Origin of the sequence: Cryptosporangium arvum DSM 44712 (assembly GCF_000585375.1) — a bacterium.
Classification (GTDB): domain Bacteria; phylum Actinomycetota; class Actinomycetes; order Mycobacteriales; family Cryptosporangiaceae; genus Cryptosporangium; species Cryptosporangium arvum.
Genome location: NZ_KK073874.1, coordinates 892,758 through 907,195, shown reverse-complemented (window position 1 = coordinate 907,195; position 14,438 = coordinate 892,758). Strand labels below are relative to the sequence as shown.

General features: G+C 70.9%; 16 protein-coding genes. 9 read left to right on the top strand and 7 right to left on the bottom strand.

Going from position 1 to position 14,438, the window contains the following annotated elements:
• Positions 1 to 151: 151 nt before the first annotated feature.
• Together CRYAR_RS04135 and CRYAR_RS04130 are read right to left on the bottom strand one after the other, a co-directional pair.
• Positions 152 to 889, bottom strand: a complete 738-nt coding sequence (locus CRYAR_RS04135) for an SAM-dependent methyltransferase (protein ID WP_035848579.1) — start codon at positions 887 to 889, stop codon at positions 152 to 154.
• Positions 889 to 1,350, bottom strand: a complete 462-nt coding sequence (locus CRYAR_RS04130) for an NUDIX domain-containing protein (RefSeq protein ID WP_035848578.1) — start codon at positions 1,348 to 1,350, stop codon at positions 889 to 891. Before CRYAR_RS04130 ends, CRYAR_RS04135 begins: the two co-directional genes overlap by 1 nt.
• Positions 1,351 to 1,446: 96 nt before the next feature.
• On the opposite strand from CRYAR_RS04130, the gene CRYAR_RS04125 reads away from it, so the two are divergent.
• Entirely contained in the window at positions 1,447 to 1,890 is a 444-nt protein-coding gene (locus CRYAR_RS04125) for a hypothetical protein (RefSeq protein ID WP_035848576.1), read from the top strand.
• A gap of 36 nt (positions 1,891 to 1,926) precedes the next feature.
• Positions 1,927 to 2,589, top strand: a complete 663-nt coding sequence (locus tag CRYAR_RS04120; RefSeq protein WP_035848575.1) for an NADPH-dependent F420 reductase — start codon at positions 1,927 to 1,929, stop codon at positions 2,587 to 2,589.
• Here the strand turns inward: CRYAR_RS04120 and CRYAR_RS04115 are convergent.
• A complete protein-coding gene (locus tag CRYAR_RS04115; protein ID WP_035848573.1) occupies positions 2,586 to 3,062 on the bottom strand; it encodes a pyridoxamine 5'-phosphate oxidase family protein in 477 nt (158 codons plus the stop codon). The genes CRYAR_RS04120 and CRYAR_RS04115 overlap by 4 nt on opposite strands.
• A gap of 103 nt (positions 3,063 to 3,165) precedes the next feature.
• Between CRYAR_RS04115 and CRYAR_RS04110 the strand changes: the two genes are divergently transcribed.
• Both CRYAR_RS04110 and CRYAR_RS04105 read left to right on the top strand, forming a co-directional pair.
• Positions 3,166 to 4,029 carry an NmrA family NAD(P)-binding protein gene (locus tag CRYAR_RS04110; RefSeq protein ID WP_035848572.1) on the top strand — a complete coding sequence of 288 codons (864 nt, stop codon included), beginning with the start codon at positions 3,166 to 3,168 and terminating at the stop codon, positions 4,027 to 4,029.
• Positions 4,030 to 4,044: 15 nt separating this feature from the next.
• A complete protein-coding gene (locus CRYAR_RS04105; RefSeq protein WP_035848570.1) occupies positions 4,045 to 5,268 on the top strand; it encodes an acyl-CoA dehydrogenase family protein in 1,224 nt (407 codons plus the stop codon).
• On the opposite strand, the gene CRYAR_RS04100 is transcribed toward CRYAR_RS04105, so the two are convergent.
• Positions 5,265 to 5,837, bottom strand: coding sequence for a 1,2-dihydroxy-3-keto-5-methylthiopentene dioxygenase (locus tag CRYAR_RS04100; protein ID WP_035848568.1), 573 nt, complete (start codon positions 5,835 to 5,837; stop codon positions 5,265 to 5,267). The two genes, CRYAR_RS04105 and CRYAR_RS04100, sit on opposite strands and share 4 nt — an antisense overlap.
• Positions 5,838 to 5,924: 87 nt before the next feature.
• Between CRYAR_RS04100 and CRYAR_RS04095 the strand changes: the two genes are divergently transcribed.
• Genes CRYAR_RS04095 through mtnK form a run of 4 tightly spaced genes read left to right on the top strand, consistent with a single transcriptional unit; the run spans position 5,925 to position 10,911 of the window.
• The gene (locus CRYAR_RS04095) at positions 5,925 to 7,043 is read left to right on the top strand and encodes a substrate-binding domain-containing protein (protein ID WP_211247255.1); all 1,119 of its coding nucleotides are present in this window, start codon (positions 5,925 to 5,927) and stop codon (positions 7,041 to 7,043) included.
• 15 nt (positions 7,044 to 7,058) lie between these two features.
• The gene (locus CRYAR_RS04090; protein WP_035848566.1) at positions 7,059 to 8,633 is read left to right on the top strand and encodes a sugar ABC transporter ATP-binding protein; all 1,575 of its coding nucleotides are present in this window, start codon (positions 7,059 to 7,061) and stop codon (positions 8,631 to 8,633) included.
• A complete protein-coding gene (locus CRYAR_RS04085; protein ID WP_035848563.1) occupies positions 8,630 to 9,694 on the top strand; it encodes an ABC transporter permease in 1,065 nt (354 codons plus the stop codon). The genes CRYAR_RS04090 and CRYAR_RS04085 overlap by 4 nt, the downstream gene beginning before the upstream one ends.
• Before the next feature lie 8 nt (positions 9,695 to 9,702).
• Entirely contained in the window at positions 9,703 to 10,911 is a 1,209-nt protein-coding gene (mtnK, locus tag CRYAR_RS04080; protein WP_051569716.1) for an S-methyl-5-thioribose kinase, read from the top strand.
• Here the strand turns inward: mtnK and CRYAR_RS04075 are convergent.
• The gene (locus CRYAR_RS04075; RefSeq protein WP_035848560.1) at positions 10,899 to 11,783 is read right to left on the bottom strand and encodes an SDR family oxidoreductase; all 885 of its coding nucleotides are present in this window, start codon (positions 11,781 to 11,783) and stop codon (positions 10,899 to 10,901) included. The genes mtnK and CRYAR_RS04075 overlap by 13 nt on opposite strands.
• An 89-nt stretch (positions 11,784 to 11,872) precedes the next feature.
• On the opposite strand from CRYAR_RS04075, the gene CRYAR_RS04070 reads away from it, so the two are divergent.
• Positions 11,873 to 12,448, top strand: coding sequence for a TetR/AcrR family transcriptional regulator (locus tag CRYAR_RS04070; protein WP_035848558.1), 576 nt, complete (start codon positions 11,873 to 11,875; stop codon positions 12,446 to 12,448).
• A gap of 182 nt (positions 12,449 to 12,630) precedes the next feature.
• Here CRYAR_RS04070 and CRYAR_RS04065 read toward each other — a convergent pair whose 3' ends face one another.
• Together CRYAR_RS04065 and CRYAR_RS04060 are read right to left on the bottom strand one after the other, a co-directional pair.
• Positions 12,631 to 12,831 (bottom strand): hypothetical protein, encoded by a 201-nt coding sequence (locus tag CRYAR_RS04065; protein WP_035848556.1) that lies wholly within the window; start codon positions 12,829 to 12,831, stop codon positions 12,631 to 12,633.
• Positions 12,832 to 13,602: 771 nt separating this feature from the next.
• On the bottom strand, positions 13,603 to 14,337 hold the full coding sequence (locus tag CRYAR_RS04060) for an SDR family NAD(P)-dependent oxidoreductase (RefSeq protein WP_035848555.1): 735 nt from the start codon (positions 14,335 to 14,337) through the stop codon (positions 13,603 to 13,605).
• Positions 14,338 to 14,438: the final 101 nt, after the last annotated feature.

Sequence of the window (14,438 nt, the reverse complement as noted above, 5' to 3'; positions counted from 1 at the left end):
GGACTCGGCTACCGCACAAGATTTACGCAAGGTCGGAGGTGCAGTGTCCGTTCGGGCAGGCGAGCGCCGGGATCCGTGCCGGCTCGGGGCAGCACGGCAACCGGCCCGCCATCCCCCTCCGCCCCCTTTCGCGCCGCCCGAGTTCGATCGGCTACCGGCCGACCGGCGCCAGGGTCAAATACGCCATACCCAGAACGTTGCGGTAGCCACCGAGCCAGCTCGCCCGGTGGCTGTCGGCCTTCTGACGCCGGGCCGCGGCGTCCGGGTGGGTGGGGTGGGCGGCCAGCCACTCCTCCAGGTCGGCCTGGTAGCCGGATTCGAACTGCTCCCACTCGTCCTCGGTGGCGGTCTCCGTCCACACCGGCCGGAATCCGGCCCCGACCGCGATCTCGACGAGGCCGGCGAGGTCGGTGTGGTCGGCCCCGGTGGCTCCTGGCCACATCCGCGCCAGCTCGGCGTCGGTGGGGGTGCGCTGCCAGAAGCCCTCCGCGTAGAGGACCCGCCCGCCCGGCGCCACGAGACGGCGCAGTTCACGCAGCGTCCCGGCGAAGTCGCCGGGGGTTTCGGTGAGCGCGTGGCCGGACCCGACGCAGAGCACGAGGTCGGCGGGGCCGCGCTCGGTGCCGACCGCGGACTCCTCGACGAACTCGACCCGGTCGGCAAGGCCGCGGCGGCGCGCGAGGTCCCGGCCCCGCGCGACGTCGTCGGTGTTGATCTCGATCCCCACGCCGGTCGCGCCCGGGATCGCGTCCAGCAGGCGCAGTAACAGCGCACCCCAGCCGCTGCCGAGGTCGAGCACGGTCGCCGGGTGGCCACCGGCGAGCCGGTCGACGATCCGCCGGGCACGTTCCGGGGAGAGCGGACTGTGGAATTCCAGGCTGCCGGTCATCAGAAGCCGAACGGTACAACCGCCTCGAGTGTCCCGTCACTCAGCTTTTCGAGCACGTGCCGCTCGTGCGGGACGACCGGCTCCGGTAGCGCGTCCAGCGTCACCCACCGCAGGTCGGCGGCGTACTTCGGTTCGCGCCGACGCGGTTCGCCGCGCCACGTCCGGCATTCGAAGAAGAAGTCGACGCGTTCGTCGATCGCCTGGCCGGACCGCTTCGTCCGGTGCATCACGCAGAGCGGCGTCAGTGCAGCGGGGTCGATCCCGACGTCGAGTTCCTCGGCGGCCTCCCGGCAGGCGGCCTCGAACACCGACTCGCCCCGCTCGACGTGCCCGGCCGCGCCGAGCGCCCAGTGACCGTCCAGGTAGCCGGTGTTCTGGCGGAGCTGCAGCAACACCTGGTCGTCGTCGCGGCGGAGCAGCACGTAGGCGGCCGGCACGACCGTGAAGCGCTTGGTGAACATGCTCGAGTCTATTTCCGGGCGCGTCCGTCCGGTTCTGAAACCGAGCCAACCAATAATGCGAAACCGGGGCGAATGTCGATAATTGGAGGGCTGGGGATGTTCCGGATCACCGCGCTCGCGCTCGTCGGCGCGGCCGTGCTGGCGGGCTGCGGGTCGGCGCCCGAGGCCCCGGGCGCCGCGCAGGCGCTCGTGGCCGGTGACGCGCAGGTGGCGACACTCGAGGGCAACGTCTGGCAGCCCGTCGACCTCACCGGGTGCTCGGTTCCGTGGGGGCTGGCCGTGATGGTGGAGGAGTCCGGGATCAGCCGGCGCGAGTTCACGTTCACGACGCACGGGTCGATCCAGGTGCGTCAGGTGGAGGTGCCCGACGACCCGGACACCGGGGACGCCTACGCGCTCGCCTACTCGCGGGAGGGCTCGACGCTGCGTGTCCGGGCCGGGCTCGGCATCGAGGCGTGGACGATCCGGGAGCTGACGTCCGTTCGTCTCCTCCTCGAGGACGAGAACGGCGACGAGTGCTGGCTGCGCCGGGTGCGGTGACGGAATGCACCGCGCGGTGACCGGGTTGGCGTCGACATGACGACTGTGGGATTCATCGGCAGTGGACACATCGGTGGCACCGTTGCCCGGCTCGCGGTGGCGGCCGGCTACGACGTCGTCGTGAGCAATTCGCGCGGACCGGACACACTGGCCGACCTGGTGGCCGAACTCGGCCCGAAGGCGCGGGCGGCGACCGCGAGCGAGGCGGCCGCGGCGGGCGACCTGGTCGTGGTCTCGGTGCCGTTCGGGCGTTACCAGCAGGTTCCGGCCGAGCCGCTGGCCGGGAAGCCCGTGCTCGACACCAACAACTACTACCCGGCCCGCGACGGTGAGTTCCCCACTCTCGACGACGATTCGACGACGGCGAGCGAACTCCTGCAGGAGCACCTGGCCGGCGCGCACGTCGTGAAGGTGTTCAACAACATCTACTGGGAGTCGCTGCGTTCGCTGGCCCGGCCGAACGGCGCTCCGGACCGGTCGGCGCTCGCGATCGCCGGTGACGACGCCGACGCGAAGGCCGCGGTGACCGCGTTCCTGGACACGATCGGCTACGACGCCGTGGACGCCGGCCCGCTCGCCGAGGGCCGCCGCTACCAGCCGGGCACCCCGGCCTACGGCGGCATCTACGCCGGCTCGTCCCTCCAGGAAGCCGTCACCGGCCCCGCCGACAAGGTCCGCAAAGCCCTCGCCGACGCCTAGCGGCTGACCCGCACCGGCTGCTTGGGTTGGTCGGGGAAGTAGAGCTCGTCGAAGAGCACCCACTTCTCGACCGTGATCTCGTACAGCCGGTGCGGTGTCGCCTCGGCGGCTAACGCCTCCGGGGCGATCGCGTCCGCGGCTTGCGGCCAGCGGCCGGAGTAGGCGGCGATCTGCTCGTCGATGCCGACGGTCGGCAGTTCCCTGGCCGCGCCGACGAACGTCACTCCCCGGACGTCCTGCTCGATGCCCTCGAGCTCGATGGCGAGGATCGCGCCGGCGACGCGGGGATCGGCCCGGAGGTTCGCGCAGTGCTCACGGTTGGGGCGCGACATGAACCAGATCCGATCGGGGCCGAACGCGCTCGCGAACCAGAGGTTGCACACCACCGGCGCCCCGGCGGCGTCGAGCGTCGCCAGCTGGATCACCTTCCCCGAACTGACGTAGTCCTCCAGAAGCGTGCGGGTGTCCTCCATCGGAACTCCTCACCTCGGGAGTCCTCATTCTGGCCGCTCGATCGATTCCGTGTGGTCGACTCGGCACTCTGAGCAATCGCGTACCGCACCATAAGGTGGTCGAGTGACACGAGACATTGCGGTGACCGGTGCTACCGGGCAGGTCGGCCGGCGGGTCGCGGCGCGACTCGCCGCCGCGGACGTGCCCCACCGCCTGCTGGTCCGCGGTTCCGCCACCGCACTCGACGGACCGGCGGCGACGGTGTCGATCGGCGCCGGCTACGCCGACGCACCGGCCGTGCGCAGCGCGCTCGACGGCGTCGGCACCCTGTTCCTGGTTTCCGGACGTGAGTCCGCGGACCGGGTCGCCGAACACCGGACGATCATCGACGCCGCGGTGAGGGCCGGGGTCGAGCGGGTCGTGTACCTGTCGTTCCTCGGGGCCGCGCCGGACTGCACGTTCACGTTCGGACGTGACCATTGGCACACCGAGCAGTACCTCCGCGGCACCGGGCTCGGCTTCACGTTCCTGCGCGACTCGTTCTACACCTCGATGCTTCCCGCCCTGGTCGGCCCGGACGGCGTCCTCCGCGGCCCCGGCGGCACCGGCCGGGTCAGCGCGGTGGCCCCCACCGACGTCGCCGACGCCGCGGCCGCCGCGCTCGTTGCCGCCGCTCCCGACCAGCAGACCTACGAGCTCACCGGGCCGGTGGCGATCAGCCTGGACGAGGCGGCGGAGGAACTCGGGCGCCGGGTGGGCCGGCCGATCCGGTACCAGGCCGAGACCGTGGAGGAGGCGTACGCGTCGCGGGCCGGTTACGGGGCGCCGGACTTCGAGGTGGCCGGCTGGGTCACCTCGTACGTGGCGATCGCCGACGGTTCGCTGAGCCGGGTCGGCGACGGCGTGGAGCGCCTCACCGGGCACCCTCCGCTCACGTTCGCCCACTACCTCGACGCGAACCCGGAAAGCTACGCCCACCTGCGCTGAGTGATACTTCGGCCCATGACAGACCCGCAACACCCGGACACCGCCACCGACCGGCCGGACCCGGCCGAGCACGCCCGCTGGGTCGCCGTCGCCGACCGGGTCGCCGCACAGCTCAGCTCCGACGTCGTCGCCCGTGACCGCTCCGGTGCCGCGCCGCACAAAGAGGTGGAGCTGCTGCGCGACGCCGGCCTGCTGCCGCTGCTGATCCCCGCCCGCAACGGCGGCCACGGTGGGAGCTGGCTGACCGCGTTCGAGGTGGTCACGCGCGTCGGCCGGGCCGACACGTCGATCGGGCACGTGCTCGGCTACCACTACCTGCACAACTGGCGCACCCGGCTGGCGCGGCGCCTCGACGTCGTCGAGCGGCTGGCCACCGAGACCGCCGCGAACAACTGGCTGTGGGGCGGCGCGGGCAACCCGCGCGACGCCGGTCTGGAGCTCGAGCCGACGTCCGGGGGCTACCTGGTGCGGGGGAAGAAGTTCTTCGCGACCGGCGCCGAGGTGTCCGACCGAGTGATCGCGTCCGGTACCGACACCGTGACCGGCCAGAAGTACGGCTTCGCGCTGCCGACGCGCACCGCGGGCGTCGTGCACGGCGAGGACTGGGATTCGCTCGGCCAGCGTGCGTCGGCGTCGGGATCGATCGCATTCGACGGCGCGTTCCTCGCCGAGGAGGACATCCTGGGGCCGGGCGAGCAGACCGACCCGGACGCCCCGGCCTATCCCAGCCTGTCGGCGCTCGGCTTCCAGATCCTGCTCGGGCTGCTGGCGGTGGCCACCGCCGAGGGCGCGCTGCGCTTCGCGGCGGAGTACACCCGGACGAAGTCACGCGCGTGGGCGACCTCGGGGGTCGCCGAGGCGGCCGACGACCCGCTGGTGCGGGTGCGGTACGGCGAACTGGAGTCGCAGGTGCGGGCCGCGAGGGCGCTCACCGACCGGGCCGGAGCGGCGTGGATGGCGGCGGCCTCCCGGGGCTGGGAGCTGACCCACGCCGAGCGCGGCGAGGTGTCGGTGGAGCTCTCCGCGGTGAAGGTCGTCACCACCCGGGCCGCGCTCGACGCCACCCAGGGTGTGTTCGAGCTCACCGGCGCCCGCGCCACCAAGACCGGCACCGGCCTCGATCGTTACTGGCGGGACGTCCGGACGCTCACGCTGCACGACCCGGTGTCCCACAAAGCGATCGAGGTAGGCGACCACCTGCTTCGTGGCGCCTACCCCGAACCGTCCGGCTACAGCTAGCGGGTGGCGGCGATCTCGTCGTACGTCGGGAAGTTCGACGAGATCGCGCTGCCGGTGAAGTTGCCGACCCAGCCGTCCTCGTCGTGGAAGAACCGGACCGACTTGTACTCCGGGTTCGTGCCCATGTCGAACCAGTGCGTGGTGCCACCCGGCACCGACAGCAGGTCGCCGGCCTCGCAGAACACCGCGTGCACCTTGCCCCCGACGTGCAGGTAGAAGATGCCGGAGCCGGACGCGAAGAACCGGTCCTCGTCGTCGTCGTGGGTGTGCTCGTTGAGGAACTTCTCCCGCGACGTGCGCACCAGCTCGGGCCACGACGGGTCGTCGCTCGGACGCATCTGCACGACGTCGACCAGGATGTAACCCTCGGTTTTTTTCACCGCGTCGATTCGGTCCTGGTACGCAGCCAGAACCTCCTCGTTGGTCGAATCGTCCGAAAGATCCACAAGCGGCCACTGCTCGTACCGGACGCCGTGTTCCTTCAGGACGGCCGCGATCTCCGACGGCTCCTCGGTACGCAGCTCCGGCTCGGACGGCGAATCGTCGGCCCAAACAGTCAGTAATGTCATGACAACCTCCACCTTGCTGCGTTCCGCATGCTGGGATTCCTACCCCGCCGCTAGGAGTTATTCCTGGTCAGGTGCATGCTCTAACACGTGCCCATCACGACCCTTGCCCGGCGTCCGCGCCGGACCGTGCTCTTCGCGACCAGCGCGCTCGCCACGCTGCTCGCCGTCGCCTCCTGCTCGCAGAGCGACTCGACGGAGAGTGACGCTTCGTCCTCGCCGTCCACCGGCCCGACGGCCAGTGCGCCGCTCCCCAGCCCTTTCAACGCCGACCCGGTAACGGTAGCTCTCGTCCGGCAGAGTGGCGCGGGCGACTACTTCGAAGCCTGGGGTCAGGGCGCCCAGAAGCAGGCGGCCGCGGCCAACATCAAGCTGACCGTCACCGACGCGCGCAACGACAACGCCAAGCAGGCCTCCGACCTGCAGCAGGCGATCGACTCGAAGCCGGCGGCGATCATCGTCGACCACGGCCAGACCGACACGATCGCCCCGCTGGTGAAGAAGGCCGTCGCCGCCGGCATCCCGACGATCGTCTACGACGTCGCGCTGCCCGCCGACGTCACCGGATACATCAACACCAGCCAGTCCGACGAGAGCCTGGCGCAGGCCGTGCTCGACCAGATGGTCAAGGACATCGGCCAGAACCAGAAGGTCGGCCTGGTCTCGGCCACCGGCTTCGCCCCGCTCGACCGGCGCGGCCAGGTCTGGAAGAAGGTCGTCGCCGACAACAAGCTCCAGCAGGTGTTCTTCACCGGCAAGGTCACCGAGTCGACCGCGACCGACAACATCCCGCTCGTCGACGCGGCGCTCAAGCAGCACCCCGACGTCAAGGCGATCTTCGCGCCCTACGACGAGATCACCAAGGGTGTCGTCCAGGCCGTGAAGCAGAACAACCTGCAGGACAAGGTGAAGGTCTACGGCATCGACATCTCGAACGCCGACCTCGAGGTCATGACCGCCGCGGGCAGCCCGTGGGTGGCCACCGCCGCGACCGACCCGGGCCAGATCGGCGCCGCGGTGGTGCGGACGATCTCGCTGAAGCTCGCCGGTCAGTTCAACGAGTCGTCGGTGCAGTTCCCCGGCGTGCTGATCACTCAGCAGGTGCTCAAGGAGAAGAGCATCACCACGGTGGGTGACGTCGTGAAGGCCGAACCGAAGCTGAAGCTGGACACCGTGTCGGTGGCAGACTGGCTGCCGAACGCCGCCTAGTAACCAAGAGAAACAATGAGCTCGCCTGTATCGACGCCGCACACCGGGACCACCACGGTTTCGGTGCGGGGCGTCGGCAAGTCGTTCGGTCCGAACGTCGTCCTGCGCGGCGTCGACCTGGAGATCGTCGGCGGTGAAGTCGTCGCGCTGCTCGGGGCGAACGGCGCCGGCAAGTCGACGCTGATCAAGATCCTGGCCGGCGCGCACCCCGATCACACCGGCGAGATCCTCGTCGACGGCGAGCCGGTGCGGCTGGCGTCGCCGACCGAGGCGCGGGCCCGGGGAATCGCGACCGTGCACCAGCGGGTACGCGAGGGGGTCGTGCCCGGTCTGACGGTCGCGGAGAACCTCGCGTTCGACGAGCTCGCCGGCGGCGGCGCGTCGTGGGCGCTGCGGCGCCGGGAGGTGCTGGAGGTCGCGCGCCGCGCGGTCGAGGTGCTCGACCTCGGCTGGTCCGACGCCGTGCTGCGCCGCGACGTGGCGACGCTCGGCATCTCCGACGCCCAGCTGCTGGTGGTCGCGCGCACGCTGCTGCAGCGCCCGAAACTGCTGATCCTCGACGAGCCGACGTCGGCGCTGTCGTCCGCGGAGTCCGACCGGCTGTTCGGGGTCGTGCGTCAGCTGCGTGCCGACGGGCTCGCGGTGTTACTGGTCAGCCACCGGCTCGGCGAGGTGGACGCGATCGCCGACCGCGCGGTCGTGCTGCGTGACGGGCGCGTCACCGCCGACGTCGCCAAGCCGCTCAGCTGGCCGGTGATCCTGCCCGCCATGCTCGGCGACAGCGCCGAGGGCCTGCGCGCCACGGTCCTCGACCACGACCGCCCCACCACCGACGACGCGGCTTCCTCGTCCACCACCTCGGTGGTGCGCCTGAGCGGCGTGCGGTTGTTCGCGGAGAGCCCCGAGCTCGACCTGAGCCTCAACGGGGGCGAAGTCACCGGGATCGTCGGGCTGATCGGGGCCGGGAAGTCCGAACTCGCGCACGGGCTGTTCGGCTCCGCGCGCTGGCCGGCCGGAACCGCCGACTTCGCCGACCTGGCCCGCGCTCCGCGTTCGCCCGCGGAGGCGATCCGCAGCGGCGTCTACCTGGTCCCGGAGGACCGAGCCGACCAGGCACTGCTCCCCGGCTGGTCGATCCAGCGCACGTTGAGCCTCCCGTTCATCACCAAGGTCGCCAGCCGCGTCGGCGTCCTCAACCAGGGCACCGAACGCGACCGCGCGACCACCGTCATCGAGAAGCTCGGCATCGTCGCCCGCGGCCCCCGCACCGAGCTCAACGAGCTCTCCGGCGGCAACCAGCAGAAGGTCGTCGTCGGCCGCTGGCTGGTCGAGAACGCCCGGCTGCTGCTCCTCGACGAGCCCTTCCGCGGCGTCGACCTCGGCGCCCGGCGCGACATCGGCGAGCAGGTCCGCGCGGTCGCGAACGCCGGCGGAGCGGTCGTGGTGCTCTCCGCCGACGTCGACGAGGTGCTGGAGGTCGCCGACCGCGTTCTCGTTCTGGTCGAGGGCGCGCTGACCCTCGACTCCCCCCTTTCACAGGTCAGCCGCGACGACGTCGTGCGCGCCTTTTCCGGAGAGGTCGCGCAGTGAGCAGTACGCAGTCTCGAGCCGAGCAACCGTCTCCGGCTCCGGTCGAGAAGAGCTCCACCATCGTCTCTTTCCGCGAAGCCGTCGTCCGCTACGGCTTCGTCGCGGTCACCGTCCTGCTGGTGGCCTACTTCCTGATCAGCGAACCGAACTTCCGCACCAGCTCCAACCTCTGGGGCCTGCTCGTCTACGCCGCCCCGGTCGGCATCGCCGGGCTCGGCGTCACGATCGCGATGACCGTCGGCGGCCTCGACCTGAGCGTCGGCAGCACCGCCGGCTTCGCGGTCTCGCTCGCCGCCTGGACGATGGTCATCGGCAACCAGGTCGGCGGCGTCGCGATCGTCGTCGTGCTGATCGCCGGTGGAGTGATCGGCCTGATCAACGCAGCCCTGATCGTCTGGGCCCGCATCCCCGACCTGCTCGCGACGCTGACCACGATGTTCGCGATCATGGGCCTGAAACTCGTCCTCGTCGACGGCAAGTCGATCTCGTCGCGGATGACGCTCGACGACGGTTCGACCGCGCCGGGGCGCTTCACCGACGGCTTCCTCTACCTCGCCCAGGGCAAGATCGGCCCGGTGCCGTTCCCGGCGATCCTGCTGATCGTCATCTCGGTGCTGGTCTGGTTCCTGCTCGAGCGGACGCGCTGGGGCCGCCTGCTGTACGCGGTCGGCGCCAACCCGGAGGCCTCGCGGCTGGCCGGTGTCCGGGTCGGTCTCTACCGCAGCGCCGCCTACGTCGCCGCCGGCGTGCTCGCCTCGGTGGCCGGTCTGCTGCTCGCGGCGCGGATCGGCCAGGGCGACGTCTCGGCGGGCAACTCGCTGCTGCTCGACGCGGTCGCGGTCGCGCTGGTGGGCACGTCGGTGCTCGGGCGGAACGTGCCGAACGCCTGGGGTACCGTGCTCGGCGCCCTGCTGGTGACCGTGATGGTCGTCGGCTTCAGCATGAAGGGCCTGCCGTACTACGTGCAGGACGTCGCGAAGGGCGCGGTGCTGTTGGTCGCGCTGCTGTTCAGCTACACGTTGTCCACCCGCCGGGCGACGCTTCCCGGCCAGCCGACCTAGGTGGGTTCATGGATCTTCTCGACGTCGAGTCGGTGCCGGACTACGTCGCCTCGCTGCCGGACCTGGCGTCCCGGGTGGGCACGGTCTCGCAGGTCCGGGAGGTCGGCGACGGCAACCTCAACCTGGTGTTCATCGTGGAGGGCAGCGCCGGCTCGCTGGTGTTGAAGCAGTCGCTGCCGTACGTGCGCACCGACCCCAGCTGGCCGATGACACGTGAGCGCTCCTCGCGCGAGGCGTACGTGCTCGCCTCCCACCAGGCCATCGACCCGGCTCACGTCCCCGGCCTGCTCTTCTACGACGAGACGCGGTACGTGCTCGCGATCGAGGACCTCTCCGATCACCGGGTCTGGCGCACCGTGCTCAACGAGCGCACCGAAGCCACCGACGACGACGAGCTGGCCGCAGCCGCGCTGGGCGAGTACATCGCGAACGTCGGCTTCGGCACCTCGGTGTTCGGCGTGGGCTCGGCGGCCCACAAACAGGCCGTGGCCAGGGCGATCAACCCCGAGCTGTGCGAGATCACCGAGGACCTGGTCCTCACCGAGCCGTTCGTCGACCACGACCACAACGTCGTGCACCCGTCGAACGAGGCGGACGTGGCCGAGCTCGCCGGGGACCCGGACGTGAAGCACGCGGCCGGCCGGGCCAAGTTCGCGTTCATGACCAGGGCGGAGTCGCTGCTCCACGGTGACCTGCACACCGGGTCGGTGTTCGTGCGGTTCGGGGACGACCCGTCGGTGCGGGCGTTCGACTCGGAGTTCGGTTTCTACGGGCCGCTCGGCTTCGACCTCGGCATGCTGTGGGCCAACTACGTGCTGGCCGCGGCCCGCGCGGTGGCCCAGGGCCAGGACTCCCGGGCCCGGCGTCTGCTCGGGCTCGGGCGGGTCACCTGGGGTTCGTTCGAGCGGACCTACCGCGACCGGTGGCCGTCCCGGCAGGATCCGCGCGTCTACGGGGACGCGGTTCTGGAGTCGTTGCTGACGCAGGTGTGGACCGACGCGGTCACCTACGCCGGGGCCGAGGTCGCGCGCCGCGTGATCGGGTTCGCGAAGGTCGCCGACATCGAGACGCTGCCCGAGGACCAGCGGGTGCAGGCCGCCCGCCGAGCCCTGCGCGCGTCCCGCGTGCTCATCACCCACACCCTCCACGGCCGCCCCGACCCCGACGTCCTGGCCGACCTCACCTCCGAGCCACTCGGGCTGAGTCAGGGCGTGTAGTGACCGGCGCGGAGGTCGTCGAACAGCGTGGGGCCGGTGGGTTCCCAGCCGAGACGCCTGCGGGTGAGCGTGCTCGACGCCTGGAAGTCGGTGGCCAGCGCCATCCCGACGAAGCCGAAACGGGCCAGCGCCTCCTCGGGTGAGACCGACTCGGTCGGTACACCCAGCTGACGACCGATCTCCTCGGCCAGCTCCCGGGTGGGGATGCCCGGCTCGGCCACCGCGTGGACCGCGGCACCGGGCGCGGACTTCTCCAGCGCGAGCACGACGGCCGTCGCCGCGTCGTCGCGGTGGACCGCCGACCAGTGGTTGGCGCCGTCGCCCACGTAGGCCGAGGCGCCCCGCTCGCGGGCCACCCGGGCGAGGTGGGCGACGAACCCGTGGTCACCGGTGTAGTGCACGGTGGGCGGGAAGCGCAGCGAGACGGCTCGGACACCGCGTTCGGCGTAGCTCAGCGCGAGTTGTTCGCCACCCCCGCGGTGGCCCTCCGGGCCGGAGAACGGGCTCGGGTCGTCCTCGGTGAGCACCTCCCCCGGCTCGTGCAGCGCGACGCCGGACGCGAACAGGAACGGCTTGCCGGTGCCTTCGAGGACGTCCATGAACGTCTGGATCGCGGCCCGCTCCAGCGCGCCCGCGGCGGCGAAGTCGCTGTGGTTGTAGGCGAGGTGGACGACCCCGTCGGCGTCCTCGGCCCCGGCACGCAGGCTGTCGAGGTCGTCCAGAGCGCCCCGCCGCGTCTCGGCGCCGTAGGCCTTGACCTTCGCCTCGCCCTCGTCCGACCGGACCAGACCGACGACCTCGTGGCCCGCCTCCACGAGCGCAGGCACGACGCCGCCCGCGATCCCTCCGGAGGCACCGGTGACAAAAAACACGCATGATCGCGCTCCCTAGTGATGTCAGTTGCTGACATCAATGACGGTACACCCCGATGTCAGTCACTGCCATCACTACACTGAGCGTCGTGGCGCGATGGGAACCCGGAGCCCGGGAACGAATGTTGATGGCGGCGCTCGACGCGTTCACCGACGAGGGCTTCGAGCAGGCGACGGTGGCGGGCATCGCCGCCAGGGCCGGCGTCACCGAGCGCACGTTCTTCCGGCACTTCGCCGACAAGCGCGAGGTGCTGTTCGAAGGCTCGGACCTCCTCGAGGAGGTCGTCACCGGGGCCGTCGCCGCGGCACCGGCGGGCCTGCCCCCGGTCGAGTTGGTCACCAGCGCGTTCGAGGCGCTCGGCCCGTTCTTCGCCGAACGTCAGGAGTTCGCGCGCCGCCGCCTCGCGGTGATCTCCGCGAACGCCAGCCTGCTCGAACGCGAACTGCTCAAACTGCACTCGCTCAAATCCGCCACCGCCGACGCCCTACGCGCCCGCGGCCTCCCCGATCCCGACGCCGTCCTGACCGCGGAATTCGGCGGCACGATCTTCCAGGTGGGCTTCCAGCGCTGGATGAACGACCCGGCGGCCGTCGACATCGCCGCCCACATCCGCCGAACCTCCACCGAACTGACCGCGCTCGTCGCCCGCGACCGGGCCGGCTAGCGCAGCGGCGGGCTCTCCAACCGCGCACTCCCGTCGGGCGATTCGACCCCTCCCCCGTTGGACCCGCTGTCGGTGGCACCCGGGCCGCTGCCGGGCGCGACCTTCGCGCCCGGCGAGCACTGCGGCACGATCCCGTCGGGTGTCACGCCGACGGGGCGCTGGATAACCGGGAGCTCCGGCGATCACTGGGGCAGGAGCAGGAACGCGACGAGGCCCGCGGCCGCAGCGCCGACCGTGATCGAGTACCCCAGCCCCTTGCGGGGCTCCTTCTTGTAGATCAGCCGGGCAACGCCGAAGAACACGACGAGGACGATCGCAGCCTTCCAGAGCAGGGCGGGGTCGTAGGGAAGCATGTTGGTGGACGCAACGAAGTCGGGGTTCACGGGGGTCTCCTGTGAGGAACCCGCCGGACGGCGGCGGGGACGCGCGATGCACCTTCGAGCGCGACGCTCGAACTCGGGTGCAGGGAAGGACGCAGGCGAGAGGGTTGCCTGCGAACGCGCGGACCGCTCGTCGTGGTGACGTGGTGACGTGGCGACCCGCTGACCGGCTACATGCGAGCGGTCAGCGAGCTAATAACCCGAAGCTCCCGAGACGCCAGAGCATTCGGCGGTTGAGCAATCGGCCAGTCACTCCCCGATCATAGAACACCCGAACACGTACGCTACCTCCTGTCCTTTTAGTACGCACCGTCCCATTAATGGCACGAAGTCCATTTAGTCAGACGGCTGCCCATCCGTTCTTCACCCGCCCCACCGCGTTCCGCGCCGACGCCGTCGGCACCGAGCCCCGCTGGTTCCGGGGCCGGCAGACCCACGTCGGGGAACGGTGCTCGAGGCTGCACATCCCGAGACCTGAGGACATCGCCGCGCGGTCCAGCGACCTGCTGTTCGCCGAGCCGCCGAAGATCGCCGCACCGCGGCGGCGCCTGGAACGCCCCGAGCCCGGCCCGTATCGACCCACTCGACGAGACGTGTTGAACTCGGTAACACCGAACGGATCGCGGTGGTCCGCCGGGCCCGGTCCGTGGCAGGCATAGCGTCGATGGCAGCAGCGGCCTCACCCAGCAACTCGTCCGCTCCCATGTCGATTCGATCGCGAAGAACGACACGCTGACGCTCTCGTTGACGGCGTAGGACGTGCCCTGAGTCGGCTCACCACGGGATGACGCCGTCGCCGGGGGTGCCGAGGAGGGAGAGATCGCCCCAGAGCCGGCCGGAGGGAGCCGAAGCCTCGCCGGTGGCCAAGGCCACGATCACCGCCGCGCCCTGGGCCGGGGTGCGGAAACCGCTGTGGCCGTTGAGGTCGGTGGCGCAGTAGCCGGGGTTGGCCGCGAACACATCCACCTCCGTCAGCTCCTTCGCGTACATCGCCGTCACCATGTTCAGTGCGGTCTTCGACGCCGGGTACGGAATTCCGACCAGCTGGTAGAGCGGGTTTTCCGGGTCGCTGATCGTGGTGATCGAGCCGACCTCGCTGGAGACGTTCACGATCCGGGGCGAGGGAGCCTTGCGCAGCAGGGGCAGGAACGCGTTCGTCACCGCGACCGCGCCGAACACGTTGGTCTCGAAGACCTGCCGGAGCGCTTCCCGGCTGGTGCCGCTGGGCCGGCCGCGCGCCTCCTCGTGGTCGCCGATCAGACCGGCGTTGTTGATCAGCACATCGAGGTGGTCGTGTTCGGCCGCGACCCGGGCGGCCGCTCCCCGGATCGACTCGTCGTCGGTGACGTCGAGCTGGACGAACGTGGCGCCGAGCGCGTCGGCCGCCGCCGTGCCGCGCGACGAATCGCGGGCGGCGGCCAGCACCGTGTAGCCGCGCTCGCCGAGCAGCCGGGCCGTCTCGTGACCGATGCCTTTGTTGGAGCCCGTGACCAGGGCGATCTGTGTCATGCCCCGAAGCCTCGGAGAGTCGGGGCCACCCCGGGAGAGACGTGCCGAGGCTGGTATCGGCGCTACCACCCGCGCGGGCGCGGGCTGCGGCACGCTGGAGC

Bases quoted from the DNA above. Each gene is read 5' to 3' on its own strand.
- CRYAR_RS04135 (WP_035848579.1), bottom strand. From the start codon at position 889: ATGACCGGCAGCCTGGAATTCCACAGTCCGCTCTCCCCGGAACGTGCC.
- CRYAR_RS04100 (WP_035848568.1), bottom strand. From the start codon at position 5,837: ATGACATTACTGACTGTTTGGGCCGACGATTCGCCGTCCGAGCCGGAG.
- CRYAR_RS04060 (WP_035848555.1), bottom strand. From the start codon at position 14,337: ATGACACAGATCGCCCTGGTCACGGGCTCCAACAAAGGCATCGGTCAC.
- CRYAR_RS04130 (WP_035848578.1), bottom strand. From the start codon at position 1,350: ATGTTCACCAAGCGCTTCACGGTCGTGCCGGCCGCCTACGTGCTGCTC.
- mtnK (WP_051569716.1), top strand. From the start codon at position 9,703: ATGGATCTTCTCGACGTCGAGTCGGTGCCGGACTACGTCGCCTCGCTG.
- CRYAR_RS04090 (WP_035848566.1), top strand. From the start codon at position 7,059: ATGAGCTCGCCTGTATCGACGCCGCACACCGGGACCACCACGGTTTCG.
- CRYAR_RS04120 (WP_035848575.1), top strand. From the start codon at position 1,927: ATGACGACTGTGGGATTCATCGGCAGTGGACACATCGGTGGCACCGTT.
- CRYAR_RS04105 (WP_035848570.1), top strand. From the start codon at position 4,045: ATGACAGACCCGCAACACCCGGACACCGCCACCGACCGGCCGGACCCG.
- CRYAR_RS04115 (WP_035848573.1), bottom strand. From the start codon at position 3,062: ATGGAGGACACCCGCACGCTTCTGGAGGACTACGTCAGTTCGGGGAAG.
- CRYAR_RS04125 (WP_035848576.1), top strand. From the start codon at position 1,447: ATGTTCCGGATCACCGCGCTCGCGCTCGTCGGCGCGGCCGTGCTGGCG.